General features: G+C 45.8%; 27 protein-coding genes, 2 tRNA genes and 2 rRNA genes. 16 read left to right on the top strand and 15 right to left on the bottom strand.

Annotation, left to right across the window (positions count from 1 at the left end; all coding sequences use genetic code 11):
• Nucleotide 1: 1 nt before the first annotated feature.
• Nucleotides 2–472 carry a thioredoxin-dependent thiol peroxidase gene (gene bcp / locus L4D09_RS21130; RefSeq protein ID WP_428459509.1) on the top strand — a complete coding sequence of 157 codons (471 nt, stop codon included), beginning with the start codon at nt 2–4 and terminating at the stop codon, nt 470–472.
• 80 nt (nt 473–552) lie between these two features.
• On the opposite strand, the gene L4D09_RS21125 is transcribed toward bcp, so the two are convergent.
• Both L4D09_RS21125 and L4D09_RS21120 read right to left on the bottom strand, forming a co-directional pair.
• On the bottom strand, nt 553–1,626 hold the full coding sequence (locus L4D09_RS21125; RefSeq protein WP_428459508.1) for an AI-2E family transporter: 1,074 nt from the start codon (nt 1,624–1,626) through the stop codon (nt 553–555).
• A 7-nt stretch (nt 1,627–1,633) separates the two neighbouring features.
• A complete protein-coding gene (locus L4D09_RS21120; RefSeq protein WP_428459507.1) occupies nt 1,634–1,861 on the bottom strand; it encodes a sulfurtransferase TusA family protein in 228 nt (75 codons plus the stop codon).
• A gap of 177 nt (nt 1,862–2,038) precedes the next feature.
• Between L4D09_RS21120 and bepA the strand changes: the two genes are divergently transcribed.
• The 4 genes from bepA to L4D09_RS21100 all read left to right on the top strand — a co-directional run bounded on the left by bepA (nt 2,039) and on the right by L4D09_RS21100 (nt 5,069).
• The gene (gene bepA, locus L4D09_RS21115) at nt 2,039–3,493 is read left to right on the top strand and encodes a beta-barrel assembly-enhancing protease (protein WP_428459506.1); all 1,455 of its coding nucleotides are present in this window, start codon (nt 2,039–2,041) and stop codon (nt 3,491–3,493) included.
• Nucleotides 3,494–3,619: 126 nt separating this feature from the next.
• Nucleotides 3,620–3,970, top strand: a complete 351-nt coding sequence (arsC, locus tag L4D09_RS21110) for an arsenate reductase (glutaredoxin) (protein ID WP_428459505.1) — start codon at nt 3,620–3,622, stop codon at nt 3,968–3,970.
• A 39-nt stretch (nt 3,971–4,009) separates the two neighbouring features.
• Nucleotides 4,010–4,588, top strand: a complete 579-nt coding sequence (gene wrbA, locus L4D09_RS21105) for an NAD(P)H:quinone oxidoreductase (protein WP_428459504.1) — start codon at nt 4,010–4,012, stop codon at nt 4,586–4,588.
• Between the two features lie 49 nt (nt 4,589–4,637).
• On the top strand, nt 4,638–5,069 hold the full coding sequence (locus L4D09_RS21100; RefSeq protein WP_428459503.1) for a DUF2069 domain-containing protein: 432 nt from the start codon (nt 4,638–4,640) through the stop codon (nt 5,067–5,069).
• A gap of 74 nt (nt 5,070–5,143) precedes the next feature.
• Here L4D09_RS21100 and L4D09_RS21095 read toward each other — a convergent pair whose 3' ends face one another.
• The gene (locus L4D09_RS21095) at nt 5,144–6,412 is read right to left on the bottom strand and encodes a DUF2066 domain-containing protein (RefSeq protein WP_428459502.1); all 1,269 of its coding nucleotides are present in this window, start codon (nt 6,410–6,412) and stop codon (nt 5,144–5,146) included.
• Nucleotides 6,413–6,696: 284 nt separating this feature from the next.
• On the opposite strand from L4D09_RS21095, the gene L4D09_RS21090 reads away from it, so the two are divergent.
• Nucleotides 6,697–7,947: a uracil-xanthine permease family protein gene (locus L4D09_RS21090; RefSeq protein ID WP_428459501.1), complete on the top strand. Its 1,251-nt coding sequence runs from the start codon at nt 6,697–6,699 to the stop codon at nt 7,945–7,947.
• A gap of 73 nt (nt 7,948–8,020) precedes the next feature.
• Here L4D09_RS21090 and upp read toward each other — a convergent pair whose 3' ends face one another.
• On the bottom strand, nt 8,021–8,647 hold the full coding sequence (gene upp / locus L4D09_RS21085) for a uracil phosphoribosyltransferase (protein WP_428459500.1): 627 nt from the start codon (nt 8,645–8,647) through the stop codon (nt 8,021–8,023).
• Between the two features lie 196 nt (nt 8,648–8,843).
• On the opposite strand from upp, the gene purM reads away from it, so the two are divergent.
• A complete protein-coding gene (gene purM / locus L4D09_RS21080; RefSeq protein WP_428459499.1) occupies nt 8,844–9,884 on the top strand; it encodes a phosphoribosylformylglycinamidine cyclo-ligase in 1,041 nt (346 codons plus the stop codon).
• A 4-nt stretch (nt 9,885–9,888) separates the two neighbouring features.
• Entirely contained in the window at nt 9,889–10,533 is a 645-nt protein-coding gene (purN, locus tag L4D09_RS21075; RefSeq protein WP_428459498.1) for a phosphoribosylglycinamide formyltransferase, read from the top strand.
• Nucleotides 10,534–10,608: 75 nt separating this feature from the next.
• On the opposite strand, the gene L4D09_RS21070 is transcribed toward purN, so the two are convergent.
• The gene (locus tag L4D09_RS21070) at nt 10,609–11,388 is read right to left on the bottom strand and encodes a class II glutamine amidotransferase (protein ID WP_428459497.1); all 780 of its coding nucleotides are present in this window, start codon (nt 11,386–11,388) and stop codon (nt 10,609–10,611) included.
• A 45-nt stretch (nt 11,389–11,433) separates the two neighbouring features.
• A complete protein-coding gene (gene lpcA, locus L4D09_RS21065) occupies nt 11,434–12,012 on the bottom strand; it encodes a D-sedoheptulose 7-phosphate isomerase (protein ID WP_428459496.1) in 579 nt (192 codons plus the stop codon).
• A 396-nt stretch (nt 12,013–12,408) separates the two neighbouring features.
• On the opposite strand from lpcA, the gene fadE reads away from it, so the two are divergent.
• A complete protein-coding gene (gene fadE / locus L4D09_RS21060; RefSeq protein ID WP_428459495.1) occupies nt 12,409–14,859 on the top strand; it encodes an acyl-CoA dehydrogenase FadE in 2,451 nt (816 codons plus the stop codon).
• A gap of 96 nt (nt 14,860–14,955) precedes the next feature.
• Here fadE and L4D09_RS21055 read toward each other — a convergent pair whose 3' ends face one another.
• Together L4D09_RS21055 and dnaQ are read right to left on the bottom strand one after the other, a co-directional pair.
• A complete protein-coding gene (locus L4D09_RS21055; protein WP_428459494.1) occupies nt 14,956–16,197 on the bottom strand; it encodes a TIGR03503 family protein in 1,242 nt (413 codons plus the stop codon).
• A 7-nt stretch (nt 16,198–16,204) separates the two neighbouring features.
• A complete protein-coding gene (dnaQ, locus tag L4D09_RS21050; protein ID WP_428459493.1) occupies nt 16,205–16,933 on the bottom strand; it encodes a DNA polymerase III subunit epsilon in 729 nt (242 codons plus the stop codon).
• Between the two features lie 52 nt (nt 16,934–16,985).
• Between dnaQ and rnhA the strand changes: the two genes are divergently transcribed.
• The 3 genes from rnhA (at nt 16,986) to L4D09_RS21035 (ending at nt 19,757) form a co-directional block, all read left to right on the top strand.
• Nucleotides 16,986–17,450 carry a ribonuclease HI gene (gene rnhA, locus L4D09_RS21045; protein ID WP_428459534.1) on the top strand — a complete coding sequence of 155 codons (465 nt, stop codon included), beginning with the start codon at nt 16,986–16,988 and terminating at the stop codon, nt 17,448–17,450.
• A gap of 535 nt (nt 17,451–17,985) precedes the next feature.
• On the top strand, nt 17,986–18,696 hold the full coding sequence (locus tag L4D09_RS21040; protein ID WP_428459492.1) for a DUF1007 family protein: 711 nt from the start codon (nt 17,986–17,988) through the stop codon (nt 18,694–18,696).
• A 110-nt stretch (nt 18,697–18,806) separates the two neighbouring features.
• Nucleotides 18,807–19,757, top strand: coding sequence for a nickel/cobalt transporter (locus tag L4D09_RS21035; protein ID WP_428459533.1), 951 nt, complete (start codon nt 18,807–18,809; stop codon nt 19,755–19,757).
• A 301-nt stretch (nt 19,758–20,058) separates the two neighbouring features.
• Here the strand turns inward: L4D09_RS21035 and L4D09_RS21030 are convergent, their stop codons facing one another.
• The gene (locus L4D09_RS21030; RefSeq protein ID WP_428459491.1) at nt 20,059–20,802 is read right to left on the bottom strand and encodes a methyltransferase domain-containing protein; all 744 of its coding nucleotides are present in this window, start codon (nt 20,800–20,802) and stop codon (nt 20,059–20,061) included.
• Nucleotides 20,803–20,849: 47 nt separating this feature from the next.
• On the opposite strand from L4D09_RS21030, the gene gloB reads away from it, so the two are divergent.
• The 3 genes from gloB (at nt 20,850) to L4D09_RS21015 (ending at nt 23,933) form a co-directional block, all read left to right on the top strand.
• Nucleotides 20,850–21,608 carry a hydroxyacylglutathione hydrolase gene (gene gloB / locus L4D09_RS21025; protein WP_428459490.1) on the top strand — a complete coding sequence of 253 codons (759 nt, stop codon included), beginning with the start codon at nt 20,850–20,852 and terminating at the stop codon, nt 21,606–21,608.
• Between the two features lie 70 nt (nt 21,609–21,678).
• The gene (locus L4D09_RS21020; RefSeq protein WP_428459489.1) at nt 21,679–23,247 is read left to right on the top strand and encodes a lytic transglycosylase; all 1,569 of its coding nucleotides are present in this window, start codon (nt 21,679–21,681) and stop codon (nt 23,245–23,247) included.
• Complete coding sequence (locus L4D09_RS21015) at nt 23,244–23,933, top strand: YIP1 family protein (RefSeq protein WP_428459488.1); 690 nt, start codon at nt 23,244–23,246, stop codon at nt 23,931–23,933. Before L4D09_RS21020 ends, L4D09_RS21015 begins: the two co-directional genes overlap by 4 nt.
• Here the strand turns inward: L4D09_RS21015 and L4D09_RS21010 are convergent.
• Together L4D09_RS21010 and L4D09_RS21005 are read right to left on the bottom strand one after the other, a co-directional pair.
• Nucleotides 23,920–24,765 carry an endonuclease/exonuclease/phosphatase family protein gene (locus L4D09_RS21010; protein ID WP_428459487.1) on the bottom strand — a complete coding sequence of 282 codons (846 nt, stop codon included), beginning with the start codon at nt 24,763–24,765 and terminating at the stop codon, nt 23,920–23,922. The genes L4D09_RS21015 and L4D09_RS21010 overlap by 14 nt on opposite strands.
• 60 nt (nt 24,766–24,825) lie before the next feature.
• Entirely contained in the window at nt 24,826–25,161 is a 336-nt protein-coding gene (locus tag L4D09_RS21005) for a DUF1904 domain-containing protein (protein ID WP_428459486.1), read from the bottom strand.
• A 193-nt stretch (nt 25,162–25,354) separates the two neighbouring features.
• Here L4D09_RS21005 and L4D09_RS21000 point away from each other — a divergent pair, with 193 nt between their 5' ends.
• Nucleotides 25,355–25,690, top strand: coding sequence for a hypothetical protein (locus tag L4D09_RS21000; protein ID WP_428459485.1), 336 nt, complete (start codon nt 25,355–25,357; stop codon nt 25,688–25,690).
• 195 nt (nt 25,691–25,885) lie between these two features.
• Here L4D09_RS21000 and L4D09_RS20995 read toward each other — a convergent pair.
• The 4 genes from L4D09_RS20995 to L4D09_RS20980 form a co-directional block, all read right to left on the bottom strand.
• Nucleotides 25,886–25,962: transfer RNA gene (locus tag L4D09_RS20995), tRNA-Trp, on the bottom strand.
• 37 nt (nt 25,963–25,999) lie between these two features.
• Nucleotides 26,000–26,076, bottom strand: a tRNA-Asp gene (locus L4D09_RS20990).
• 66 nt (nt 26,077–26,142) lie between these two features.
• Nucleotides 26,143–26,258, bottom strand: a 5S ribosomal RNA gene (gene rrf, locus L4D09_RS20985).
• 118 nt (nt 26,259–26,376) lie between these two features.
• Nucleotides 26,377–26,583 (bottom strand): 23S ribosomal RNA (locus L4D09_RS20980); the annotation flags it as partial.

The raw sequence follows: 26,583 nt of genomic DNA, 5'->3' as shown, positions 1-26,583 counted from the left end.
TATGAAGACTTTGACCGCAGGTACGCCAGCGCCAGCCTTCACATTACAAAACCAAGATGACGTCCCCGTTAGCCTTGCTGACTTTAAGGGAAAAAAAGTACTCGCGTATTTTTATCCTAAAGCGATGACGCCAGGCTGCACAGTACAAGCGTGTGGCTTGCGTGACAGCAAAGCAGAGCTTGATGCCTTTAATGTTGAAGTACTGGGGATCAGCATTGATGCCGTTAAGCGTCTGCCTAAGTTTATCGAGCGGGATAACCTAAACTTCACCCTGCTTTCAGATGAAGACCACGCGGTGACTGATCAATTCGGTATTTGGGGTGAGAAAAAATTCATGGGTAAAGTCTACGATGGCCTGCATCGTACCAGTTTCCTGATTGATGAAAACGGTATTATTGAACACGTATTCAATAAGTTCAAAACCAAAGATCATCATGAAGTTGTATTAAGCTACCTCAAAGAAAATAGCTAAACATTTTCAGCTTTATCAAGTCCTAAAAAAGGCCGCACTTCAACTGGCGGCCTTTTTAGCATCTACTCTATTTGTTCCAACTATTCCTGAATGTCATCCACTATTGGCTCTGAGGAAGGAAACGCATTCCATACAGCCTTGACCAGCGTTGCCAATGGTATCGCAAAGAACACGCCCCAAAAGCCCCACAGACCGCCAAAAACTAATACTGCAACAATGATCCATACCGGGTGCAGGTTCACCGCTTCTGAAAACAGAACAGGGACGAGCACATTCCCATCAAGGGCCTGAATAATGCCGTAGGCAACTAGCAACCACCAAAAGTCTGGGCTAATCCCCCATTGGAACAAACCAACCATGGCAACAGGCAGTGTCACCACAGCAGCACCGATATAGGGGATTAGAACCGAGAAACCGACCAATACGCCTAAGAGAACGGCATAGCGGAGATCCATAACAGCGAACGTCACATAACTCGTGATGCCCACGATGCAAATTTCAGTGACCTTACCTCGAATATAATTCGAAATCTGCTGATTCATTTCAGCACCAACCTTGCTCGCTAAGCGACGGTTTTTAGGTAACACACCACTTAGCGTTGCTAGCATTTCTTCTTTATCGGTCAATAAGAAGAAAACCAATAAAGGCACCAAAATTAAATACACAGCCAACGTAGCCAAGCTCACCAATGAAGCAAGTGAACCTTTCACCGCACTTTCACCCATCCCCAGCACTTTTTCACGCAAGGTACTCATGAAGGTACCTACTTGGTGGGGTTGAACAAAGTCTGGATAGCGCTCTGGTAAGCTCAATACATACTCTTGGAAGCCGTTAAACATATTTGGTACATCGGCTAATAGGTTACCGACCTGATGCCAAATGGTTGGAACCAAACCAAACACAGCCATCACCATCAAACCGGCAAATATCATCAATACCGTGATGACGGCAAACCGACGCGGCAAACCTAATCGAGTAAGCTTCATAACTGGCCACTCAAGCAAGTAGGCAAGAACAATAGCAACAAGCAGCGGCGCGATGAGGTTACCGAAAAAGTAAATTGTCAGAAATCCACCCAACAAAATAGCGACTAAGCTAACAGCATGGGGATCAGAAAAACGTCGCCTGTACCAGCGATTAAGCATATCCAACATAAAAAGATTACTGCCTTTTGGTCACAATTATTACAAGTACCTGATGACTATCAGCTTGTACTTCGATATTAAAGCCATGAGCTATAAGATAACGGGGAATGTCTTGCCGTGCACCTGAATCAGCAACATGGATTTCAATTTGCTGACCAACACTCAATGCCTTGGTCGCTCGTTTAGCCATTAACAGTGCCATAGGGCAACGTTCTGCAGTCAAATTTAGTAACGCGGTTTCCATTCCAGTATACTGACAATTATTCTCCATAGGGGTATTGTAAAGGACATCTACTCGACAAAAAAGAAACCTGTGCAAGGTTTCGTTGTCTTAGCTACTCATCACTCTCTCAGATAGAGCAGATTTAGTCTCGCATCACGCGAAAAACAGTAAACGTAACAAGGCGGTTGTATTTTAAATATGTTTCGATTTACTAAGGCACCAGCCTTTATACTCATTAGTGCATTACTTGGTACCAGTTTTCCTGCGTCAACGAACTCGATAAATAGTCTACCTGAGATCGGGATGGCCGCAGCCTCAACCTTAAGCATTGAAAAAGAAATCGAGTATGGGGATGCTTACATGCGCATGATCCGGGCAAGCATGCCTGTCGTTAGCGATCCTCTCTTATCTGAATATATTCAAGATTTGGGTCACCAACTGGTCGCCAATGCGAGTGATGTCCGTACCCCGTTTAACTTTTTCATGATCCAAAACCGCGAAATTAACGCATTTGCCTTTTTTGGCGGCCATGTCGCAATCCATACCGGTTTGTTTCTTCATGCAAATACTGAAAGTGAGCTGGCGTCTGTTGTTGCTCACGAAATAGCCCATATTACCCAACGGCACTTAGCCCGTAGTATGGAAGATCAAGCCAAGAAGTCACCCGCAACCATGGCAGCACTCATTGGTTCTTTGATGTTAGCAATCGCTTCTCCCGAGGCAGGAATCGCTGCCATTCATGCAACAACCGCAGCATCAGCACAAGGGCAAATCAACTACACCCGCAGTAATGAAAAAGAAGCAGACTATATTGGTATTAGGACGTTGGCTAAATCTGGCTTTGATGTACAGGCTATGCCTCGCTTTTTTGGTCGACTAGCCGATCAATACCGCTACGCCAGCACGCCACCGCAGATGCTACTGACTCACCCATTGCCTGAATCGAGGGTTACCGACAGCCGAGAGCGTGCCAATCAATACCCTAGTAACCAAGTTCAAGAATCTTTACGCTATGAATTAGCCCGTGCTCGTATCATTGCCCGTTATGCGGGTATCGATGGCAATGCGGCTTTAGATTGGTTTGAACGCAGACTAAAACGTGCCAATGGCGCAACCCGCGATGCCTTAAATTATGGTAAGGCGCTGGTTTACATCGATACAGGCAAATACCAGCAAGCACATGCCTTACTTGACCCGCTTCTAGCTGCAGAACCCAACAACCGCTTTTATATTGATTCGGCGACTGATCTCGACTTATATGAAAAACAATTTGATCGGGCTATATCTCGCTTAGAAAATGCGCTCAAGGCGACCCCTAATCATAAAGTGTTGAGCTTAAACTTGGCACATGCATTACAAGAGGCTGACCGCAATAACGAGAGTATCCCCATTCTGACCCGTTATACCTATGACAACCCACAAGATGCAAACGGCTGGCACTTACTTGCTCAAGCACAAGCCGCAAATGGGCGCCGAGATGCCGAGTTAGCTGCACGAGCGGAATTAATGGCATTACGAGGTGCTTGGGAAAAAGCCATTCAGTTTTATATTCAGGCGAGCCAACTTGTTGATATAAATTCATTAGACCAAGCTCGCTATGACGCTCGTATTGACCAACTACGTTTGGCACGTTCACGGTTTGCAAACCTCTGACCATGCTCTCAAACCTAAATGCTAATCCATTTCTTCTTACTGACACTTGCTCTACAATAGGGCAACATAACTAAAACACTCTACTGGCCGCTGGAAAGCGGCCATCAGCGCTCATAGGAAGAAACCATGCCAGTGATCATCTATCATAACCCTCGTTGTTCTAAAAGCCGCCAAACATTAGCCTTACTCGAAGAAAACAATGTTTCTCCAGAGATTGTCAAATACCTTGATGACACGCCAAGTAGCGAGCAATTACAAACGCTGCTAAAGCAACTCGGTTACAACTCAGCGCGCGATATGATGCGTACCAAAGAAGCTCTTTACAAAGAATTAGCGCTTGGCGAAGACAGTGTGACCGAGCAACAGCTCTTTGAGGCCATGGCTGCAAACCCTAAACTGATCGAACGCCCAATTGTTGTCAATGGCAATAAAGCGGCCATGGGTCGACCACCAGAGCAAGTACTAACCATTCTGTAGTGAACGCAGATTGGCAAACACCGCAGTTAAGGCAGATAGATGAATAGTATTTTGGTGCTCTATTACAGTCGTCATGGCAGTACACGTCAACTCGCCCGACAAATAGCCCGTGGAATCGAACAGGTTGCAAATTGTGAAGCCGTTTTACGCACAGTGGCCGATATCAACCATCTCGGTCAAACCACGGAGACATCACAAGGTGATCTGCTGGTTTCTCGAAACGATCTCGATCAATGTCTCGGGCTAGCAATGGGAAGTCCTGTACGGTTTGGCAATATGGCAGCACCGTTAAAACACTTTATTGATTCGACCAGTACTGAATGGTTATCAGGCACGCTTATTGGTAAGCCAGCATGTGTTTTCACCTCCTCATCATCGATGCATGGAGGCCAAGAAACGACCTTGCAATCCATGATGTTGCCATTGCTACATCACGGCATGTTAGTCATGGGGATCCCCTACTCACAGCCTGCTTTGCATACAACAACATCAGGTGGTACACCGTATGGGCCATCTCACTTGAATCATGGAGCAGACCGACAGTTAAGCCGAGAAGAGTGCGAACTCGCACAAGCGATGGGAAAACGGCTAGCTCAAGCTGCGCTTAAATTACAATGATCACTATACCCCGCTCACTGGGTACAAATAGGTCATAAAAGGATGTCACATGACCGCGATGAGTAAAACAACCCGCAGCTTACGCTATGCGGCACTAACGGCGAACCTGTCTTTATTAGGCTGGGTGGGTTTATGGCAAAGCACCTTATCGCCACACCCACACCTTAACAATATCGTTCTTGCCGGTGTATGGATGCTGCCTATACTGCTTCCTCTAAAAGGCATTTTAGCGGGTAAACCCTATACCCACGCATGGGCTAACTTCATTTTAATGTTCTACTTCCTTCATGCTCTTACCTTGCTATGGGTGGATGAAGGTGAACGCTGGCTGGCGTTAGTAGAACTCATACTGACGACTAGCGCATTTATCGCCAACATTTTATTTGCGCGGATGCGAGGTAAAGAGTTAGGAATAAAGCTGAAGCGATTATCTCAAGTAGAGAAAGAAGAAAAAGCACGACATGAAGGGCCAAAGTCCTAAAACGTTATCGTAGTACGATCAAAAACGGTGGGCATGCCCACCGTTTTTTCAAGACTCAAATCACATAGAAACGACTAAGGCGTCCAATGGAATACTTTGGCCTGCTTCGCTGGACGCGTATTAACAGGAGCCACCTCTAGTCCCTCGCTTCTGCTATTTTCTACGTCAGGCACAGAGGTTGATACTCCTTCAGTGTCAATCGGTTGACTTGGCTCAGGCGTCGATTCTGGTGCTTGTAACTGAGTCGCCCGAATCATCCCCTCAACCGTTGGCTCGCTGTCGATTTCTTCCTCTGACTCAATGACTTCGCTCGCTTGCATGTCTTCGGCAGTAACAGGCGTAGCTGATGAAAGTCGACGATCTTGGCTTAACTCTCGCTGAAAGGCATCTTCAGTACTTAAGAGCTGAACGGTAAACTCAACACTCTGCCCTTGAATTTTATGCGCATTTACCGCAGCAACAGACGTTAAGTTTGTCATCATCCGCTCTAGTGTAAAGAAATCTTCTGATGACTGGATATTATCCACCACTACCGACACTAAGCCAGAATTATCGCCGCCAAGTGGCACCGCATATTTTGCCGCCAAGTGATCGGTAACCTGACCCACCATTTGAGTTATGGTCTCAGCCCTCGTTCCTTCAATACGCCCTTCCACAGGGACTAACTGAGCCGTTGCAAGACGCTCTGCATTTTCCGAAAAAAGTTGCCAGCCAAGTTGTACATTGCCATCACCCATTTGACGTGCACGAGCAACTACGATGGCATCAGGTTGATAACGGAGGCTCGCGCCCGATATCGGCTGAACAAAACCACCCCAAAGATCGGGAATACTAATTGCTGTAACATCTTCAAAATCACCAATCGGTAACATCACAGGTAAACCACGCACATCTGATGCGCGTTTCACATCCTGTATTAAAGCATTACTGGACTGATCCCATACTATATTACGGCTTCGGTTGGCATCTTCGACCAACCATATCAGTACATTTGGACGCTGCTCACCCCATAGTGTGGAATTTGCTTGCGTTAGTAAGTTACGGATCCGAGCACGATCAAACGTCAAATCCAGTGTTTGTTGGCCATCCAAATTACCATAGCCAAATTGACTAACGTACTGGCTACTATTCTTGATTGCTTTGGCAATCACTTCATTTTGTACTATCCCACTCTGACCAGAAACTTTGATCAGCACCTGTTGCAGCGCCTGATTACGAGCGGCTTGCTCAGACTGTCTATCCGTATCTGGCAGTATCACCTGCGCTTGATACAAGTTGGTAACCGTTGCCGCTTTTAACGGCAGGGCTAATATCACCATGAAAAGTAAAGCAACACGCAACATAGTAAACTCATTCATTACTTAATTAGGGCCTGATCATAAGGTGATAGTATCTCGCTCGGCAACTGCTTCTGACACAAAATTAGAACTCTTTTGAGTATTTTCACCACGAATTGGTAATAAGTATCTGTCATTACAAGTAATCCATCGTCAGTAAATTGTGATAATTCCGCTTTTACATAAGTAACACAATGTATCGAGTAAATAATTGATCTTCCCGCTTAGGCAAACGTTTTCTACTGTGATAATATTCCGCGATTTTTTTTATTGTTGGGTGGGAATTTATAATGATGCAGATATTACAGGGTGCACAGATGCTATTTGTTGCATTTGGTGCCTTAGTCTTGGTGCCCCTTTTAACAGGGCTAGATCCTAATGTTGCCCTATTCGGTGCTGGTATCGGTACACTGCTTTTCCAAGTTATCACCAAACGATCTGTTCCAATCTTCCTTGCTTCCTCTTTTGCTTTTATTGCTCCTATCATGTACGGCGTCCAAACCTGGGGCATTGCTGCAACTATGGGCGGCCTAATGATGGCAGGGGTGGTTTATATTTGCATGGGTGTCGTCATTAAAGTTCGTGGCGTCGGTATTATCCATAAACTACTTCCTCCCGTCGTGGTTGGCCCTGTCATTATGGTCATAGGCCTCGGCTTGGCCCCCGCAGCTGTGAATATGGCTGTAGGCAAAACAGGAGACGGTGCCGTTCAGCTCGTTAATGGTGATGCCGCCATCTGGATTTCTGCCATTTCCCTACTAGTAACGATTGGGGTTAGCGTTTTTGCAAAAGGTTTCTTCAAACTCGTGCCTATCATGGCGGGGATCGTGACTGGCTACCTGACAAGCTTGGCATTCGGCGTTGTTGACTTTACGCCCGTTCAACAAGCTAGCTGGTTGGCCATGCCAAACTTTACCTTTCCTGAGTTCAACATTAATGCCGTATTATTTATGATCCCTGTAGCGATAGCGCCTGCAGTCGAACACGTAGGTGACATGCTAGCAATATCGAATGTTACGGGTAAGGATTACCTAAAAAAACCAGGCCTACATCGCACTATCGCTGGTGACGGCGTGGCAACGATTGCGGCTTCAATGGTTGGAGCTCCACCCAATACCACATATTCGGAAGTCACAGGCGCTGTAATGCTAACAAAGTCATTCAACCCGGTGATTATGACTTGGACTGCGGTAACGGCGTTAGTATTAGCGTTTGTGGGTAAGCTCGGCGCAATGCTTCAAACAATTCCTGTCCCGGTTATGGGCGGTATAATGATCCTGTTGTTTGGGTCAATTGCCACTGTTGGGCTAAACACCCTCATCAAAAACCAGGTTGATTTACATAAAGCGCGTAACCTAGTGATTGTGGCTGTTACTCTTGTATTTGGTATTGGCGGTATGGCATTTGGTATTGGCGAGTTTAGCCTACAAGGGGTAAGCCTTTGCGGTATCGTTGCGATACTCCTAAACCTGATCTTACCTGATGATCTTGGTGAGAATCACGTTGTTGATAACGCTCAAATCGATGAAGACCGCCACTAGCATTGATGCAGATTGCTAAACTTCAGATATAAAAAAACCGGACTATCGTCCGGTTTTTTTATCGCTTGAGTAATTACTTCGTGCCGAAGATCTTATCACCCGCATCGCCCAAACCAGGAACGATGTAGCCTTTATCATTTAGCTTTTCATCAATTGCTGCAGTGTACAGCTCTACATCTGGGTGTGCTTTCTTAAGCGCTTCAATGCCTTCAGGAGCAGCAACCAACACCAGAACTTTAAACTGCTTACAACCTTGCTCTTTCAATAGGTCTAATGTAGCAATCATAGAGCCACCAGTCGCTAGCATTGGATCTACAACCAATGCAATACGCTCATCGATGTTTGACGCCAGCTTGTTAAAGTATGGAACTGGCTCTAATGTTTCCTCATCACGGTAAATACCGACAACACTAATACGCGCACTTGGCATATGCTCAAGTACACCATCCATCATACCCAAACCAGCACGCAAGATTGGCACAACGGTAACTTTCTTGCCTTTGATTTGATCAATTTCAACTGGACCATTCCAGCCTTCAATCGTCACTTTTTCTGTTTCGAAATCTGAAGTCGCTTCGTACGTAAGCAAGCTACCAACTTCTGTGGCTAGCTCACGAAAACGCTTAGTGCTGATATCACCTTCACGCATAAGACCAATCTTATGTTTTACTAACGGGTGTTTCACCTCAACGACTTTCATCTCTGACTCCTAGACACGCAAAATTTAAAAAAAACGCATTATTATACACTAGACCAATTGTAGCTAGATAGTGCTCAGGTCATCGTTTGCTTAAGAATTAGTCAGCAATATTTATTGACGCAAACGTTTCCCTTTACGCCCTGACTGCTGTTATCATAGCCCCGCTTTTTTACTTTAATACGTTGAGGGATCTCCTGTGAGCGACAATAACTCTTCTCTTAGTTACAAAGATGCTGGTGTTGATATCGATGCAGGTAATGCATTAGTTGATCGTATTAAAGGGGTGGTCAAACGCACCCACCGTCCCGAAGTCATGGGCGGAATTGGTGGTTTCGGTGCACTATGTGCCCTACCAACCAAGTATAAAGAGCCGGTATTAGTTTCTGGTACAGACGGCGTGGGCACAAAACTTCGTTTAGCGATGGATTTAAACAAGCACGATACAATTGGTATCGACTTAGTAGCCATGTGTGTAAACGACCTGATTGTTCAAGGTGGCGAACCTCTGTTCTTCCTTGATTACTACGCAACAGGTAAGTTAGACGTAGACACTGCTGCTGCAGTTGTTGCAGGTATTGGTGAAGGCTGTATTCAATCTGGCTGTGCACTGATTGGTGGTGAAACAGCTGAAATGCCAGGTATGTACCATGGCGAAGACTATGACGTCGCTGGCTTCTGTGTTGGTGTTGTCGAAAAAGCTGACATCATCGATGGTAGCAAGGTTAAAGCAGGTGATGCTCTAATTGCTGTTGGTTCTAGCGGCCCTCACTCAAACGGTTTCTCTTTGATCCGTAAAATCCTTGAAGTATCTGACGCTGATTTAAGCCAAGAACTTGAAGGTAAAGCACTATCTGATCACCTACTAGAGCCAACAAAAATCTACGTAAAATCAACACTGAAAATGATGGAAAGCTGTGATGTTCACGCTATTTCACACATTACAGGTGGTGGTTTCTGGGAAAATATCCCTCGCGTTCTACCGGAAGGTACGAAAGCAGTCGTTAACGGTAATAGCTGGGAGTGGCCTGTTGTCTTTAACTGGCTACAAGACGCTGGTAATGTTGATACTTACGAAATGTACCGCACCTTTAACTGTGGTGTTGGCCTTGTCATTGCGCTTCCACAAGAGCAAGCAGATCAAGCTATCAACATTCTGAACGCTGAAGGCGAAAATGCATGGCTACTTGGTAGCATTGCTAACGCTGATGCAAGTGAAGAACAGGTGGAGATCCTGTAAGCCGATGAAAAATATCGTCGTTCTTATTTCCGGTAACGGATCTAACCTTCAAGCTATCATTGATGCCTGTGATTCAGGCATCATTGAAAACGCGAAAGTCGCCGCTGTATTATCAAATAAAGCGAACGCTTACGGCCTTGAACGGGCAAAAGAATCAGGCATTGATGCGCTACATTTATCAGCAGCAGATTTCACAGATCGTGCAGAATACGATCAGGCAATGGCAGGGTTGATTGATAACTACCAGCCTGATTTAGTGATTTTGGCTGGATTCATGCGTATTCTGAGCGGCGATTTTGTTCGTCACTACCAAGGGCGAATGATCAATATCCATCCGTCGTTGCTGCCTAAATACACGGGCCTTAATACCCACCAGCGAGCCATTGATGCCGGTGATACGGAGCATGGGACCAGTGTACATTTCGTTACTGAAGAGCTAGATGGTGGCCCCGTTATCTTGCAGGCTAAAGTACCCATTTTTAATGGCGATACTGTAGAAGAAGTGACCGAACGAGTGCAAGAACAAGAGCACCGAATCTATCCTCTTGTCGCAAATTGGTGTCTTCAGCAGCGGGCAATAATGAACGGTGAGCAAGCCGTTGTTGATGGTAAAACACTGTCAGAACAGGGGTATGCAACGGAAGACTAATCGTCGTCTGGCCCATATCGACCCTATAAAAAACGCGACCTCGGTCGCGTTTTTATTTTTATGAATTCTGCAGTATTACACCGTTCGGTTATGGACCAATTCACCATAATGAAACACACCGAATTCTCCCGGCAGCATTTTATGCCAGCTTTCATCATTCGTCAGCGGTTGAGTTGCAACCACCGTCACCACATCATTGGGTGTCGTTTCTTGTTGAAAATCAATCGTTACATCTTCATCAATCAACGATGCTTGACCAAACGGTGCACGGCGCGTTATCCAGTGTAAATTATTGGTACAGTAGGTAAGTACATACTCACCATTACTTAACAGCATGTTGTACACGCCAAGTTCTTTTAACGTGTCGCAACTCTTCGCGACCAATTTAAACACCGCTTCCCAGTCATCGGTTGGTTCAGGATATTCAGCTTCTAGCTGATTAAGTAACCAACAAAAAGCAATTTCACTATCCGTGTCACCAACGGGCTTAAATCGCCCAGTATCTAAAGATTGATACCCCGTTAACTGGCCATTATGCGCAAAAGTCCAATAACGTCCCCAAAGCTCACGTGTAAATGGGTGGGTGTTTTCTAAATTAACCCCACCTCGGTTTGCCTGCCGAATATGGCTGACAACCGCACAGCTTTTTATTGGGTATTCCTGCACTAGTTCCGCAATACGCGATTGGCAGCTAGGGTTAGGATCTTTAAATGTGCGAAATCCCCTCCCCTCATAGAAGGTAATTCCCCAGCCATCACGATGTGGCCCAGTATTGCCACCACGCTGCATTAAACCTGTAAAACTAAAACAAATATCAGTTGGCACATTGGCACTCATGCCAAGTAGTTCACACATAGTCCATCATGCTCTATCACATAGCCTAGCCACCACAGTCAGTGGTTACTCAGCCATTTCTTTCTCAACCAACATAATCAAGATATGGATGATCTTGATATGCACTTCTTGAATACGGTCGGCAAAACCAAAATGCGGCACACGAATTTCAACATCCGCTAAACCAGCCATTTGCCCACCATCTTTGCCGGTAAGGGCTATTACTTTCATCCCTTTCGCTTTAGCAGCATCAATGGCTTTAATTATATTGCCAGAATTACCAGACGTTGATAGACCAAATAGCACATCGCCTTTTGCGCCGACGGCTTCAAGGTAGCGAGAAAATACATAGTCATAACCAAAATCGTTACTCACACACGACATATGGCTTGGATCAGAAATCGCGATACCAGGGTAGCCTGGACGGTTTTCGCGGTAGCGACCTGTTAGTTCTTCAGCAAAGTGCATCGCATCACAATGCGAGCCACCATTCCCACAAGACAGTACCTTACCACCTTGTTTAAACGACTCTGCTAGCAGTTTTGCTGCCGCTTCAATATCAGCGAGGTGTTTATCATCACTCAGAAAGAGATTCAATACTTCAGAGGCCTCGTTAAGCTCCGCACGGATCATATCTTGGTACATAGGCTCTACTCTAATTCTTCAATATTTTATTACAGCTTGGCTGTTTTTATACGCCTTGACTTGCAGTGTACAAAGAAACACTGAGAGGTGTCGACTCTTGCTGCTGAACATTGTGATTCTTTATCACCAATTGTTCACATAATCGCTCAACAGACGCTGATAACAAAGCATGCTCAGCGACACAACAAAATATCCTGACGAGTGCTTACTCGATAAACACTGCCTTTACATTGGCTGCCAAGACATCTTTACGTAACCTTCCGCCAGCAAAAATTAAATTTAATTTACATTTTATTAAAGATTGAATTACAATTTATATCGAGTGGTTAGACCTCTTACCTTGAATTTCGTATGCCTACATAATAATAACGCTACGCCCATATAAGGAGATAAATCATGGTTACCCTTGCGTACCTACTCGGGCTGATTGGTATAATCGGTGTGCTTGCTTATCACCGCACTAATCTTCGAACCTTTACGATTGCGATTGCAGCTGCGCTAATGCTTGGCTCACTGATTGATGTAACAGGCCAAATAAGCTGGTTAGTTTTCCTCGTTATCGCTATACCGCTAAATGTGCAATCCCTACGAAAGTCGCTGCTTAGTCGCCCTGCATTAAACGCGTTCAAAAGTGTGATGCCAGAAATGTCCCGCACTGAAAAAGAAGCTATCGATGCAGGAACCGTATGGTGGGAAGCAGACTTATTTAGAGGCGCGCCTGATTGGAATAAACTCCATGATATTTCTGCACCACGATTGAGCGCAGAAGAAAAAGCCTTTCTTGAAGGCCCTGTCGAAGAAGTTTGCCGCATGGTCAATGATTTTCAGGTCACGCACGATCTTGCCGATCTCCCCCCAGAAGTATGGCAATACCTGAAAGACAACAAATTCTTTGCGATGATCATCAAAAAAGAATATGGCGGCTTAGCGTTTTCAGCCTATGCACAGTCACTCGTTTTACAAAAGTTGACAGGTGTATCCGGTGTTCTCTCTTCTACGGTTGGCGTACCTAACTCGTTAGGTCCAGGCGAGTTACTCCAACACTACGGCACAACCGATCAAAAAAATCATTACCTCCCTCGCTTGGCTGCAGGGCAAGAAATCCCTTGTTTTGCACTAACAAGTCCAGAAGCCGGCTCTGACGCAGGTTCAATTCCAGATTTTGGTATTGTTAAAAAAGGCCTATGGCAAGGAGAAGAAGTCCTTGGTATGGAGCTAACGTGGAATAAACGCTATATCACCCTCGCGCCCGTTGCTACGGTGCTTGGCTTGGCCTTTAAGCTCTTTGATCCAAACCATTTACTTGGTGACGAAGAGGAATTAGGTATCACTTGTGCCCTGATCCCAACCGACATCGAAGGCGTCGATATTGGCCGTCGTCACTTCCCGTTGAATGTGCCATTCCAAAATGGTCCGACTCAAGGGGATAAAGTATTTGTACCTATTGAATTTATCATTGGCGGACAGGAAATGGCCGGACAAGGCTGGCGTATGCTGGTTGAGTGCCTATCTGTTGGTCGTGGTATTACCCTCCCATCCAACTCGACAGGCGGGATAAAAACCGCAGCAATGGCAACAGGGGCCTATGCTCGAATTCGTCGCCAGTTCAAGTTGCCCATTGGAAAAATGGAAGGTATCGAAGAACCATTGGCGCGCATTACAGGCAATGCTTATGTCATGGATGCCGCAAGTAACTTAACCGTCGCGGGTATTGATTTAGGTGAAAAGCCCTCGGTTATCTCCGCTATCGTCAAATACCACTGCACCCATCGAGGCCAACGTAGCATTATCGACGCGATGGACGTCGCTGGCGGCAAAGGGATTTGCATGGGGCCAAGTAACTTCCTCGCACGAAGCTACCAAGGTGCACCAATCGCTGTCACCGTTGAAGGGGCGAATATCTTGACCCGCTCAATGATCATCTTTGGCCAAGGTGCCATTCGCTGCCACCCTTATGTGTTAGATGAAATGAATGCCGCCTATGATGACGATGAAGAAAAAGCTTTAACCGCTTTTGATGGCGCGGTGTTTGGTCACGTTGGCTTTGTCATTAGTAATATGGTTCGTTCTTTCTGGTTTGGCTTAACCGATGGCCGCGGCTCTTCCGCCCCACGCAAAGACCCAACCCTACGCTATTACCAACAGCTTAATCGCTACAGTGCAAACTTGGCACTGTTAGCCGATATATCCATGGCTGTGTTAGGTGGTTCACTGAAACGAAAAGAACGCTTATCGGCGCGCCTTGGGGATGTATTAAGTCAACTCTACCTCTCCTCTGCCACATTAAAGCGCTATACCGATGAAGGAAGTAAAAAAGAAGATTTACCTCTGGTGCATTGGGGGCTGCAAGATTCACTTTATCAAACCCAAGAAGCGCTAGATGAATTTTTGCGTAACTTCCCGAACCGACCAATTGCAGCGGCCCTTCGCGTCATGATTTTCCCGCTGGGGTTAAGCCGCGTTCGACCATCAGATAAACTTGATCACCAAGTCGCACACCTTATTCAGACTCCGAGTGAGACCCGTAGCCGAATTGGTCGCAACCAATATTTAGAAGCGACTGAAAATAATGCCGTAGGTATGATTGAAGCCGCATTAAAAGATATTTTAGCCGCCGAGCCTATCTACGACCGAGTTTGTCAGGCTGCTGGGAAGAAAATGCCCTTTATGCAGCTCGATAAAGTGGCTGAAACAGGGCTAGCCCTTAATGCAATCAATAGTGAGGAAGCTGAGCTGCTGCACCGAGCAGAGGAAGGCCGACTACGTACCATCAATGTCGATGACTTTGAACCACAAGATCTCGCTGCCAACCCGTATCAAGATACTCAAAAAGATATTGCTGCTTAGAAAACCAATACCCAGCATTCAATATCATAAATAAAAAAGGGAAGCCTGCAGGTGTAATACCAAGGCTTCCCTTTTTTTATTTCGGAACAAGCAATATCAGGTTGTTGGGGCTTCAATGTTTACTGTATCTAGCTGCTTTTTCACTTTCCATTTACGCCAAACAATCATTCCAACCACAGCTAATATGATGATGACAAAATTAACACCAGCGATAATTTTTAAGGCAATTGAACGCGCTACCTGCCTCTCAGCTTCCAGCTGCTGGATTTCTGCTTGCCTCGCTTTTTCTTCTTGCTGTGCACGGAATGCTTCTAGATTTCGGTCAAGCTGAAGCTCTGCCATTACAGCAAAATGGCGCTCTGGCAACTGAAAAATAAGTTCACGATTGTTAAAGTTATCCGTCGCATAGAGCCAGCCAGACCATGTATAGCGTCCTGCTTTTTTACCGTTAGGTAACCAGACTTTCAAACTGCTTTCTTCTCCGAGGGCAGCCTGCTGGCGGATTGTTTTATCACCGTCCATGCTAACTTGCTCGATATGCGCCGCCAACGAACCTAATTTCAATGCCCCATCTTCAGCCTCGACAACCACTTGATGCGACTCACTCGATCCTCTTCCTTGAATAAAGCTGGCTCGGACTGGCGGGGGATATACCAATACTTCTTGTTCAACAGTGCGAAGAAAGACCCCATTCGCTGAGCTGATTTCAACGCGATATTTACCCGGCTGAACTTCCATCGGTAAGGCAACCGTAAAAACGCCGTCGCCAGCCTGTTCATCAAAGCCAAGCCCATCATCAGCAAACTCTCCAAGTACTATCGGAGTAGGCTGCGACTCTTTCGGTAAATCGTCTTCATTTTCAATATATTCATAAAACACCACAGAAAGCTTCACCCGATCCAAAAAATCTTTGCGTGTGAGCAAATTACCATTCTGGGTTAGGCGAGCCGTAAACTTGAGGGTTTCAGATTGATATAAGCGTGTTGGTAACGAGTCGACATTCAACTGCAGCTCTGACAGTACAACAACTTTATTTCGAGGCGTGACTTTTCCGACAGCCTGCCACGGACCAGGCATCGGATTATCAATCGAGATAATATCCATGCCCGGCTCTTCATACCAAGCAACATTCTCTGGGTGGCGCCACGAGTAATATTTACTGCCATCGGGCCGAACCAACACGACAGAGCGGCTTCCTTTCTCTCGCTTAACCATAAACGAGACTTGCTCAACCGTCGGGTCAACACGGAAGCGATTATCTAGCCACGTCATTACCGTATTGTCATTTGCCCACGACAATACGGGTAAAAGGAGTACGAACCACCATAATCGCCTCATAATACCTCTACAGACGCCACATGACGTCACCCTTTTTATCGATAATATCTAAACGCGATTCATGCGCTTCTATTTCATCGGCAGAGGCGCGAATAATCTTTAATGCTTTTCGCCCTGAAGCCAGTCGTCGAATTTCATTTTCTGCACCAGCATCACGATCTTCATTGCCTGCACTTAATGCTAACGACGTTTGTCCACCCGTCATCAACAAATAGACGTCAGCCAAAATCTCGGCATCGAGTAATGCCCCGTGCAATGTTCGGTGCGAGTTATCTATACCATAACGGGAACAAAGCACATCGAGGTTGTTACGCTTTCCTGGAAACAAGCGCTTCGCCATTTCCAAGGTATCTGTAACTTTACAGAAATCAGCAGTCTTACCAATTGACGGATCAATTTTGCCAAATTCATAATCCATGAAGCCGGTATCAAAGGGCGCATTGTGTGCAACTAATTCTGCTCCACGAATGAATTCCATGAACTCATCATGCACTTCTCTGTACAGTGGCTTATCGACCAAGAATTCATCGGTAATACCATGAACATCAATCGCTTCAGGATCGATCAATCGATCCGGTTTGATATAAACATGGAAACTATTACCAGTCAGTTTTCGGTTGATGATCTCAACCGCACCGATCTCGACAATACAGTGACCTTCATAGTGAGGACCGGTCATATTCATACCAGTTGTTTCTGTATCGAATACGATTATGCGTTCATTAGTGGCTTTCATAGTAATGATTGTGTCAGACTCAAGTTTTCAACTAATGCTAATACTACCAAATATGACCAAGCAGGTAGAGATTTTCACAGATGGTTCTTGCCTCGGCAATCCAGGGCCCGGCGGATACGGTACCGTTTTACGCTATAAACAACATGAAAAAGAACTCAACGGCGGCTTTTTCATGACCACAAATAACCGTATGGAGCTACTCGCGGCCATTGTTGGCCTTGCGAGCCTAAAAGAACCCTGCCATGTCGAGCTCACGACAGATAGCCAATATGTACGCCAAGGGATCACACAATGGATCCATAATTGGAAAAAACGCGGTTGGAAAACAGCCGATAAAAAACCTGTGAAAAATGCAGATTTATGGCAGCGCTTAGATAATGAAACCCAGCGCCATCAAGTATCTTGGCATTGGGTAAAAGGCCATACCGGTCATCCAGAAAATGAACGGTGTGATGATCTCGCTCGCACGGCAGCAGAATCTCCTACCCAAGACGATGTAGGCTACAAGGCCAGCTAACAGCCGCCAGCTTCCTGTTTAACAGTGATGCTTCTCACTGGCTTTCGTGCGGCAGTTCAAACCGACAGGGGATAACTGTCGCTGTAATTTCCAAGTTGGCTTGATTGGCTTTAATGGGAGTGTGCGCTGACGAGCAACAATTAGGTACAAGCTGCCAATGGGCGCACAACTATCAGAATTAGGCCGTGCGACTGGCTGTCTCGCTGCTTCATCATGTCCTTATCATATCCTCAAGTCACGCTGAACATTAATGCGATGAAACGTCGCCTTCTCGTAATCTTTATCGATAAGTCTCTTCAATGCCCCGCCAATTGCACCAGTTGTTAATGGGGGCATTTCTAGTGCTGAGGTAAATGAAATGACCCTCAGGATCTTATTCAAAATAAGGGGGAGAGTTGATTTTCCGAGATCTTGTCATAGGAATATCAATAATCACACAACTAATAATCGGTAAAGAAAAGAATTGGTGGTCACGAGCCAGAATGTTATAACATAACATTCTATTTTTTCTGCAACTCGCGACACAAGGTTTTTAATGTTTTACCGTAAAAGGGCAAACAACCGGACATATGCCGCAATCAAGCGGGCAATCACCGGCCTCTCTCTCCTCTTTTTTCCGCTGTTGGTTACGGCGCACCCTCATTCCTGGATTGAAATGAAGACCTATGTCGATGGCAACGACGGCTTAATCACAGGCTTTCGGATGGAATGGTCTTTTGATCCTATGACCTCGGCGTACATGTTGGATGGCGAAGACACCTCCCCGGAGATGGAGGCACAAACCTTCACCAAGATTACCGCATCAGTGCTCGATAATATGATGTACGAGCATTACTTTACCTATTTCTACGATGGTGAAGAGCCAATCAAATACCAGCTAGCGCGCTATGGAGAGCTCACCCGTGATCGGGCGCGGTTAGTGCTCACCTTCGAATTACCTCTGTCAAAACCGCAGCCAGTGACCACCGATTCGCTTAAACTACTAATTTTTGAGCCAAGCTACTATGTTGACATGTCCTGGCTATCAAAGCGTGATGTGGTGTTATCTGGCGACTTAGCTAACTATTGCGAGCTTGAGATGATTGCGCCCAATCCAACACCAGAGCAAATGAGCTATGCCATATCATTGCCGGCAAATGCCGATCCTGACAATGCGCTTGGCCAGCTCTTCACACAATCTGTTCGATTCCACTGCCAAGATATTGATCATAAAGATGCCAATGTAAAGAATGAGGGCTTCAATTAATGACACTGCATAAACAATGCCCATCGACAGATAACACCAAAGATCAAGCAACGAGTTCGCCAGTAAGGGAGCCCTTGGTCAAAAAAGAATGGCTGATATTGTCGCTGCTGATGGCAACAATGCTGTTTGGCGGATATCAGTTATGGTTGGCTTGGCCCAGCATGGTGCTGAAGAGTATCGAATGGCAGCGGACAGTGAACAACCAGCTGGCAGATTTACTCTATGATGCCAAAGAAAGTCCATTGGTGTCTGGAGGTTACCTAGCTGGTTTCAGCTTTCTTTATGGGGTGCTGCACGCCCTTGGTCCAGGCCATGGCAAGGTGATAGTAACGACTTACTTAGCGACTCAGCCGACCAAGGTGAAAACCAGCCTGATGCTGACACTCATGTCGGCGGTTTGTCAGGCTTTGGTAGCCGTTGCTTTGGTCAGTGTGCTGTTATGGGGTTTCAATGCATCAATGCGAGAGGTCAATTCACAAGCTGTGAAGTTTATGACCATTAGCAGTGCCCTTGTCAGCATATTGGGGGGAATGATCTGCTGGCGTGCATTCAAGGGATTCCGACGTAGTATTGCCGCTTCCAAAAAATTGGGTTACGGTCATGACAATCACGAGCACCATGACCATAATCACTCGGATGAGTGTGGCTGCGGCCACCGCCATGTTGCCCCGCCTGAAAAGGTCGATAACGCCAAGACCTTACGCGAGTATGCCGGGGTGATCATGAGTATTGGTCTGCGGCCATGTACTGGGGCAATCATGGTATTGCTGTTCGCCAATATGGTCGGTCTGTACTGGATGGGTGTGGTCAGTGCGTTAGTGATGTCACTGGGTACGGCATTAACGACCTCAGTGTTGGCCCTGCTGACCTTGTCAGGCAAACGAATTGTTCATCGGTATTTACAACAAGGGAAAATACATCCCAGACAATCAGATTCACGAACTGGTTTGATATGGGCTGGATACAGCTTGCAGTTGTTGGGTGGCATTATTCTGGTATTGATGGGGCTATTGCTTGCCACTAGTCAAAGTATGGGATTATCGCCGGTATTACTTGGTTAATGAGGCTGAGTTGATAAGGCGTGATGATGGCGGCTTGGATTATTGAGTGGTCCCACTTTCGTGGGGCCTGTCGCCTAGCTAGGTGATGTTTTATTCTTCTTTGCGAACTTAACCTATTCTCGGCTCAACCTTTGGTTGGGCCGATGTTGTTTTAAGTCGCGTCATCATTCGGTATAAGTGTGTTGCCCTTAAATGACGTAGTGGCAAAATAGCGCCGCCACTACATACACCGCAATTAAAGTGAGCAAGCTGATGCCTAGCAAAGCATGATGCTCGCGTATAGTAGCCGTAAGTTTCCTGTTTAACAGCGATGCTTTCCACTGGCTTTCGTGCGGCAGTTCAAACCGACAGGGGATAACTGTCGCCGTAATTTCCAAGTTGGCTTGATTGGCTTTAAGGGGAATGTTCGCTTACGAGCAACAATTAGGTACAAGCTGCCAATGGGCGCACAACTATCAGACAGCATCCCTTCAACCCATGCCGAGCATGCTTTATGCCGAGTAGCAGGCAGGACCGCAAAGTTTTCATGGAAAACCACTTCGTAGTTCAAAACACCTAGCCAATCTTTAATACGCATTGGCATAAACATCCTTCCAGTCCATGGGTGACGCTTTCTATTCCATGGCAAGAGCCCACGCATTCCCAATAAACTGATAGGGTTATAACCACTAATTAACATATAACCATCATCCACCGTTACCCGATCGACTTCTCGTAAGAGACGGTGAGGATCGGTGCAATAATCTAATTGATGGGCAACAACGCATGCATCAAACGATTTTTCTACAAAAGGTAATGCAAATGGATCAGCAATGACATTATGCAGTGGATTGAACTTATCAATGCAAATTTGGTGCTGGATGTTACAATGGCCACTGGCTAACTCACAACTTAAACCACCCAGCTTTAACATATGGTAACCAAATAACTTTGGCCACCATTCATCAAGCTGAGCCTGAAGCAGTTCTGCTGCCCATTCGCCGTTGACCACTTGTGACCAACTGTGGGGGGGTTCAATATGTTTCAATGTGCGGGCTGGCTTCATAGCAATTCCAATAAAGTGCTCAACATCAAAAGGCTGGAGACAAGTTCATGCTAACAGTTAAAAGCATACCTGCATTTAATGACAATTACATCTGGCTAATTCACAATCCCGATAACCATTGTGTTGTCGTTGACCCGGGTGACGCAACCCCTGTCATTAAAGTATTAGAAGAACAACAGCTACACCTTGATGCAATCCTTATTACCCACCACCACCATGATCATGTTGGTGGGATTAGCGAACTAAAGCGAGCTTACCCAAACCTCAATGTCGTAGCCCCTGCAGCCGAGCCTATTCCAGGTGTATCTCAATCGGTAGAAGATGGTGATCAAGTTGAAATATTCGGTGAGCGTTTCATGGTTTTGGGGGTGCCGGGTCATACCGCTGGCCATGTTGCTTACGTGGGTGATGAAAAACTATTTTGTGGTGATACACTCTTTTCTGCTGGTTGTGGCCGCCTTTTCGAAGGCACAGCAGGACAAATGTACCATTCGTTACAAAAAATCGCTGCTTTGCCCGATGAGACAAAAATCTACTGCGCTCATGAATACACTAGCAGTAATTTAGCCTTTGCTTTAGTTGCCGAGCAAGACAACCCTCACCTTCAACGTTACCGTGAAGATGTAAGTAGGCTGCGCGCACAAGGGGTTAGCACCATCCCTAGCACCTTGAAACAAGAAAAATTGATAAATCCCTTCCTACGCTGCGATCAAGCTAGCATCAAAAAATCAGTTGCAAATAAAGCAGTTGACGACAGCGATGTCGAAACCTTTGCCGCGCTGCGTCGTTGGAAAGACGAATTTTGACATAGGTCACTTGTAACCAAGGTAGTTGGACAAGTATTATCACCAACTATTTTGGTTATAGGCTGGACACATGAAATCCCGATTTTTTTTGGCGAGCGCGCTATTACTGGCTGGTTGCCAAATAACAAATACTAAAAACACAGTCGAAGAACCGACAAACACAACAACAGAAAAAGAGCCAGCGGTACAAGTCGCCCCTGCCGTGGCAACGACCCCAAAAGCACAGCCATCGGTTGTCGAAAAGGTCAAAGAACCAACGCCACAAGAGCAAGCCGATGTTTGGCAACGTATCAGCATGCAGCTAACCGCTGATATTCCTGATAACAAACAGGTTAACTACTACCGTGACTGGTATTTACGCTACCCAGGCCACCTTAATACCGTTGCCAAGCGAGCAGAACCATTCCTGTACTTTATTACAGAAGAAATTGAAAAACGCGACTTACCTCTTGAGCTCGCATTATTACCTATCGTAGAAAGTTCATTTGATCAGTTTGCTTACTCACATGGCCGCGCTGCAGGCTTATGGCAAATAACTGCCCCAACAGGACGTAGTTTTGGTCTTGAGCAAAACTGGTGGTATGACGGTCGCCGCGATGTTGTTGAATCAACCCGAGCAGCACTTGATCTACTTGAGTACCTAAACCGCAAGTTTGATGGCAACTGGCTTCATGCACTCGCTGCCTATAACACCGGTGAAGGTCGTGTATTCCGCGCCATTCGCAATAATAAAGCCGCGGGTAAACCAACCGACTTTTGGTCTCTCTCTCTACCGAAAGAAACCAGTGGCTATGTGCCCAAGTTGCTTGCCGTTGCTGACGTGATCAAAAACCAACAGAAATATGGCATGACAATTCCGGCCATTGCGAACAAGCCTGCTGTAAAACTGGTTGAGCCGAAGACTCAAATGGACTTGGCTATGGCCGCAAAATATGCAGGTATGTCACTGAAAGATCTACAAGGCTTAAACCCCGGCTATAACCAGTGGGCCACTGCGCCTGAAGGACCTAGTCACCTCCTATTGCCTCTTAATAAAGTCGACCGATTTAACGCAGAATTTGCCAACAGCGGTCAACAAGGGCTAAATGTCGTTCGCTATAAAGTGCAATCAGGCGATACCTTAAGTGTATTGGCACAGAAGCACCAGACGACAACAAAACAAATCCAACGTGCTAACGATATGACAGGGAGTAGCATCCGTGTTGGCCGCTATATCCTAATTCCTGTGGCTATGCAGGATAGTGATACCACCGCGGTTCGTATGGCTAATAACACCCAGCGCAGTCATGGTAGTGGCTATCGCACAACCTATAGTGTGCAGTCTGGAGATAGCTTATGGACAATCGCTCGTAGCCAAAAGGTTTCCATCGATGAGATTACTAAGTGGAATGGCATCAGCAAAAATTCCACCCTACGCGTTGGCCAGAAGCTCACACTGTGGAAAGACAGCGAGAGCGGCGGCGTCATTCGTACCGTATTCTATCAAGTTCGCTCAGGCGATAATCTCAGCTCAATAGCTCAACGCTATCAAGTGAAAGTAGCTGATGTGGTGAAGTGGAACCAGATAAGTGGACAGAAATACTTGAAGCCGGGGCAAAAGCTGAAACTATATGTTGATGTCACGAAGGTAAGTGTATGACACCTTCTAAAAATCCGTTTGTCGCGGTCGTCGATACTTTCCGCTCCCCGATTGACTGCTTTGCAGCTATATATGAACGCCCTAAATGGGCGTTTCTCCCATACTTGATGATCATCTTTGGGCCATTCTTTTTCTGGGGAACCTATTTCAACAACGTTGATTTAGCGTGGCTCCAACAAATGCTAATGGCTCAACTTTCAAACGTCGACCAACAAGTACAAGAGTCTTGGCTAACTAAAGAAGTATTATTAGCCGGTGAAGTATTCAGTGATGTGATTGGCCGTACAGCATGTATTTTTGTCTTGGCACTTTGGTTAAATCTATCAACCAAAAGCAACAGTCATAAACACAGCTTCGGGAAGTGGTTGGCAGCATCGTGCTTTATCATGCTGCCTGCTGTTATAGGTGATTTTGCCAGCTACTTGAATGCCGTATTCAATACTAGCAATATATTGCCGAATGCCGCTGATCTAAACAGTTTAAATGGTTTATTGAAACTACCTTTAGATAGCCCTTGGTCACCCTTTACCACGACTATACCTTTGCTAGCACCTTGGTACATTGCATTAAGCTATGCCGCAGTAAGTGCCTGGACTGACTATGATCGTGCGAAGTCAATTATTGTAGCAGGCCTACCTTGGCTACTTACTCTAATTGTTTGGCCTATTCTAATTATCGTAGCTTAAAGCTGGCAAGGATCGGGTTATGATCAGAAGCACTCGTTTGGGGTGCTTCTGCTTTCACTAATTGAAGATCACGATAATAAAGGTGATCCAGCGGCTTACCAAATACCTTAATACGGCGATCTTGTCGTAAACGGATATCTACCAACCCTAGGCTTTCAGCAAATTCATCAACCACATCGAGCCTTGCTTGGCGCCACGTATTAAAATCACCCGCTAAAATAATCGGGCCTATATGCTTGCTCAATACCGCCTTTAAACTATTAAACTGCTCTTTATATTCTTCAAGGCCAAGTGCAAAGTTGACACCATGCAGGTTAACGACAGCCAAAGTCTGGCCATTCGACAACACAAATTCAGAAAGCAAAGCCGACTTTGGCAAGCGTAGCCATGGTTCCATCGCAAGGTAAGCACAAGTCGTTTTTGCATTCACAGACGACAGGTTCATTACCCCAGCAGGTGTATTGAGGAATTTAAACGCATTCGCCATCCTCACTTTCCACGGGGCATCATCGAGGTAAGTTTTCAGCTCAGAGGTTAAACTGGCTTCTTGCAGTAAAACCAAGTTACTGTCTTGGCTGAACCTCTCCAGCTCTTGGCGCCAATTATCTTTCTGTTGCTTGTAAATATTCCATACTGAAACAGAGAACGAACCATCTTGATCCAAGGGCTGGGCTAAGTCACTCTTAATACAGCTATAAGAGAACCGAGGTGCCAGCACATTTTCACTTATCTCCGGCACTTCTGATACATCAAAAGACCAATTCAGCGCACTGATCCCTAATGCCCCGGCAACAGCTCCTAGCCCAGCCATAACTTTGGTATAACGCGCCATCAAACCAACCTAATATCGAACCGCTAACAAGAAACAAATACTTAAATGAGAGTGTTTTATTTAGTAGTGACTGCCATTATCGTAATAAGCAGTAGGCGTTAATGCATGAAAGATCACGGCCACATCAAGATCTGGCGAGTGGGTTTGTAAGCGGACAGCACTCGTGATCAGCTCTGCAACCTGATCTTGAATCTCCTGCCCACGATCAAACCATAGTACTTCGACAAATGGGTATGCATCGGATACATCACCATCAAAGATGAATGAGGACGAGATATGCTCAAGGGTAAAATCTTCACGAGGGCACGCCATTAGTGGCTGTAGATCGTCAGTTAACTTAGTTGACAATGACTTTACATCATCAAACTCAACAGCACGAAAACGAAGATGTGGCATATATACTCCAATCTTACTCAAACATAAAAGCCACAAGATACCATCTCACAGGCCTTTTTCGCAGCCATTTTTTGTCAGCACCACGTCAATCTAAATTTATCTATCTTCTTTTCGCTTTATTACACATACAAACAATGACGATTATCTGCTAACATCTAACACAATAAAACATCGTTCAATTAAGTCTAATACTATGCAAAATAAAATACTCTCACTCTTGGTATTCGTTCTAATAGCCTCATCACCGTTTGCCACGGCAAACAATGACGAACGTATCAGAGAGCTTGAATACCAAATCAAACTGTTAACCCATAGGGTGAACAGTTTGGAGGGGCAATTAAACCAGAAACAACACAACCGCGATAATAATGACCGCATGTATCAATGCCAATTAAATATCTTCGGTGAGAGATACAAAGGCCGCTCATCAAGCCGAGGAAAGGCAATCACTAAAGTTGTCAATGAATGCAGCAACGCCCATGATGATATGTTCTGTCGCCCAGAAGCAGTTAAGTGCACAAATTACTAACATTGCAGCGCGAAGATACTAAAGCTGGCTCTAACATTTAAGCTGAGACGCATAATCGATAAGGCTTTAATGTGGAAAGAGTGGAGAGATTCGACCGGGCTGGCGAACCAGGGGGACGCCTAGTTATCCCAACATTGCTTCGAAGAAGCAACAAATGCAAAAAAGCCCCGACATTGCTGTCGAGGCTTTCGAAAGTGGCAGGGGTGGAGAGATTCGAACTCCCAACACGCGGATTTGGAATCCGCTGCTCTGCCAATTGGAGCTACACCCCTGTAGTTATTTTACAGACTTAACTTTGTCTTAAATAAGTGGCGGAGCGGACGGGACTCGAACCCGCGACCCCCGGCGTGACAGGCCGGTATTCTAACCAACTGAACTACCGCTCCACACGGTGATAAATACTTACGTATCTATCCGACATCCATCGTTCAATATGAATATCTAAATTTGAAGCCTGGCGATGTCCTACTCTCACATGGGGAAACCCCACACTACCATCGGCGCTATTACGTTTCACTACTGAGTTCGGCATGGGATCAGGTGGGTCCATAATGCTATGGTCGCCAAGCAAATTCTGTTTATTCACCGCCTAATGGCAGTAAATAGCAATCTGGGAAAATCTGACTAGTTTCTCAAACACCATTCAAGTGTTTCGTGGAGTCCGTAAAAAACCCCTTGGGTGTTGTATGGTTAAGCCTCACGGGCAATTAGTATCAGTTAGCTCAATGCCTCGCAGCACTTACACACCTGACCTATCTACGTCGTAGTCTCCAACAACCCTTTAGGATACTTAAAGTATCAGGGATGACTCATCTCAGGGCTCGCTTCGCGCTTAGATGCTTTCAGCGCTTATCGATTCCGAACTTAGCTACCGGGCAATGCCACTGGCGTGA

Origin of the sequence: Photobacterium makurazakiensis, from assembly GCF_050336715.1 — a bacterium.
In the GTDB taxonomy this organism is placed as follows: domain Bacteria; phylum Pseudomonadota; class Gammaproteobacteria; order Enterobacterales; family Vibrionaceae; genus Photobacterium; species Photobacterium makurazakiensis.
The sequence above is the reverse complement of the archived record's forward strand: the minus strand, read 5'-3'. Positions and strand labels throughout refer to the sequence as shown.

Bases quoted from the DNA above. Each gene is read 5' to 3' on its own strand.
- wrbA (WP_428459504.1), top strand. From the start codon at position 4,010: ATGAATAGTATTTTGGTGCTCTATTACAGTCGTCATGGCAGTACACGT.
- L4D09_RS21020 (WP_428459489.1), top strand. From the start codon at position 21,679: ATGAAATCCCGATTTTTTTTGGCGAGCGCGCTATTACTGGCTGGTTGC.
- L4D09_RS21005 (WP_428459486.1), bottom strand. From the start codon at position 25,161: ATGCCACATCTTCGTTTTCGTGCTGTTGAGTTTGATGATGTAAAGTCA.
- L4D09_RS21070 (WP_428459497.1), bottom strand. From the start codon at position 11,388: ATGTGTGAACTACTTGGCATGAGTGCCAATGTGCCAACTGATATTTGT.
- bepA (WP_428459506.1), top strand. From the start codon at position 2,039: ATGTTTCGATTTACTAAGGCACCAGCCTTTATACTCATTAGTGCATTA.
- L4D09_RS21030 (WP_428459491.1), bottom strand. From the start codon at position 20,802: ATGAAGCCAGCCCGCACATTGAAACATATTGAACCCCCCCACAGTTGG.
- arsC (WP_428459505.1), top strand. From the start codon at position 3,620: ATGCCAGTGATCATCTATCATAACCCTCGTTGTTCTAAAAGCCGCCAA.
- fadE (WP_428459495.1), top strand. From the start codon at position 12,409: ATGGTTACCCTTGCGTACCTACTCGGGCTGATTGGTATAATCGGTGTG.
- L4D09_RS21090 (WP_428459501.1), top strand. From the start codon at position 6,697: ATGATGCAGATATTACAGGGTGCACAGATGCTATTTGTTGCATTTGGT.
- gloB (WP_428459490.1), top strand. From the start codon at position 20,850: ATGCTAACAGTTAAAAGCATACCTGCATTTAATGACAATTACATCTGG.
- L4D09_RS21100 (WP_428459503.1), top strand. From the start codon at position 4,638: ATGACCGCGATGAGTAAAACAACCCGCAGCTTACGCTATGCGGCACTA.
- L4D09_RS21095 (WP_428459502.1), bottom strand. From the start codon at position 6,412: ATGTTGCGTGTTGCTTTACTTTTCATGGTGATATTAGCCCTGCCGTTA.
- L4D09_RS21000 (WP_428459485.1), top strand. From the start codon at position 25,355: ATGCAAAATAAAATACTCTCACTCTTGGTATTCGTTCTAATAGCCTCA.
- lpcA (WP_428459496.1), bottom strand. From the start codon at position 12,012: ATGTACCAAGATATGATCCGTGCGGAGCTTAACGAGGCCTCTGAAGTA.
- dnaQ (WP_428459493.1), bottom strand. From the start codon at position 16,933: ATGAAAGCCACTAATGAACGCATAATCGTATTCGATACAGAAACAACT.
- rnhA (WP_428459534.1), top strand. From the start codon at position 16,986: ATGACCAAGCAGGTAGAGATTTTCACAGATGGTTCTTGCCTCGGCAAT.
- L4D09_RS21015 (WP_428459488.1), top strand. From the start codon at position 23,244: ATGACACCTTCTAAAAATCCGTTTGTCGCGGTCGTCGATACTTTCCGC.
- L4D09_RS21055 (WP_428459494.1), bottom strand. From the start codon at position 16,197: ATGAGGCGATTATGGTGGTTCGTACTCCTTTTACCCGTATTGTCGTGG.
- L4D09_RS21120 (WP_428459507.1), bottom strand. From the start codon at position 1,861: ATGGAAACCGCGTTACTAAATTTGACTGCAGAACGTTGCCCTATGGCA.
- bcp (WP_428459509.1), top strand. From the start codon at position 2: ATGAAGACTTTGACCGCAGGTACGCCAGCGCCAGCCTTCACATTACAA.
- L4D09_RS21035 (WP_428459533.1), top strand. From the start codon at position 18,807: ATGGCAACAATGCTGTTTGGCGGATATCAGTTATGGTTGGCTTGGCCC.
- L4D09_RS21125 (WP_428459508.1), bottom strand. From the start codon at position 1,626: ATGTTGGATATGCTTAATCGCTGGTACAGGCGACGTTTTTCTGATCCC.
- L4D09_RS21040 (WP_428459492.1), top strand. From the start codon at position 17,986: ATGTTTTACCGTAAAAGGGCAAACAACCGGACATATGCCGCAATCAAG.
- L4D09_RS21010 (WP_428459487.1), bottom strand. From the start codon at position 24,765: ATGGCGCGTTATACCAAAGTTATGGCTGGGCTAGGAGCTGTTGCCGGG.
- purN (WP_428459498.1), top strand. From the start codon at position 9,889: ATGAAAAATATCGTCGTTCTTATTTCCGGTAACGGATCTAACCTTCAA.
- upp (WP_428459500.1), bottom strand. From the start codon at position 8,647: ATGAAAGTCGTTGAGGTGAAACACCCGTTAGTAAAACATAAGATTGGT.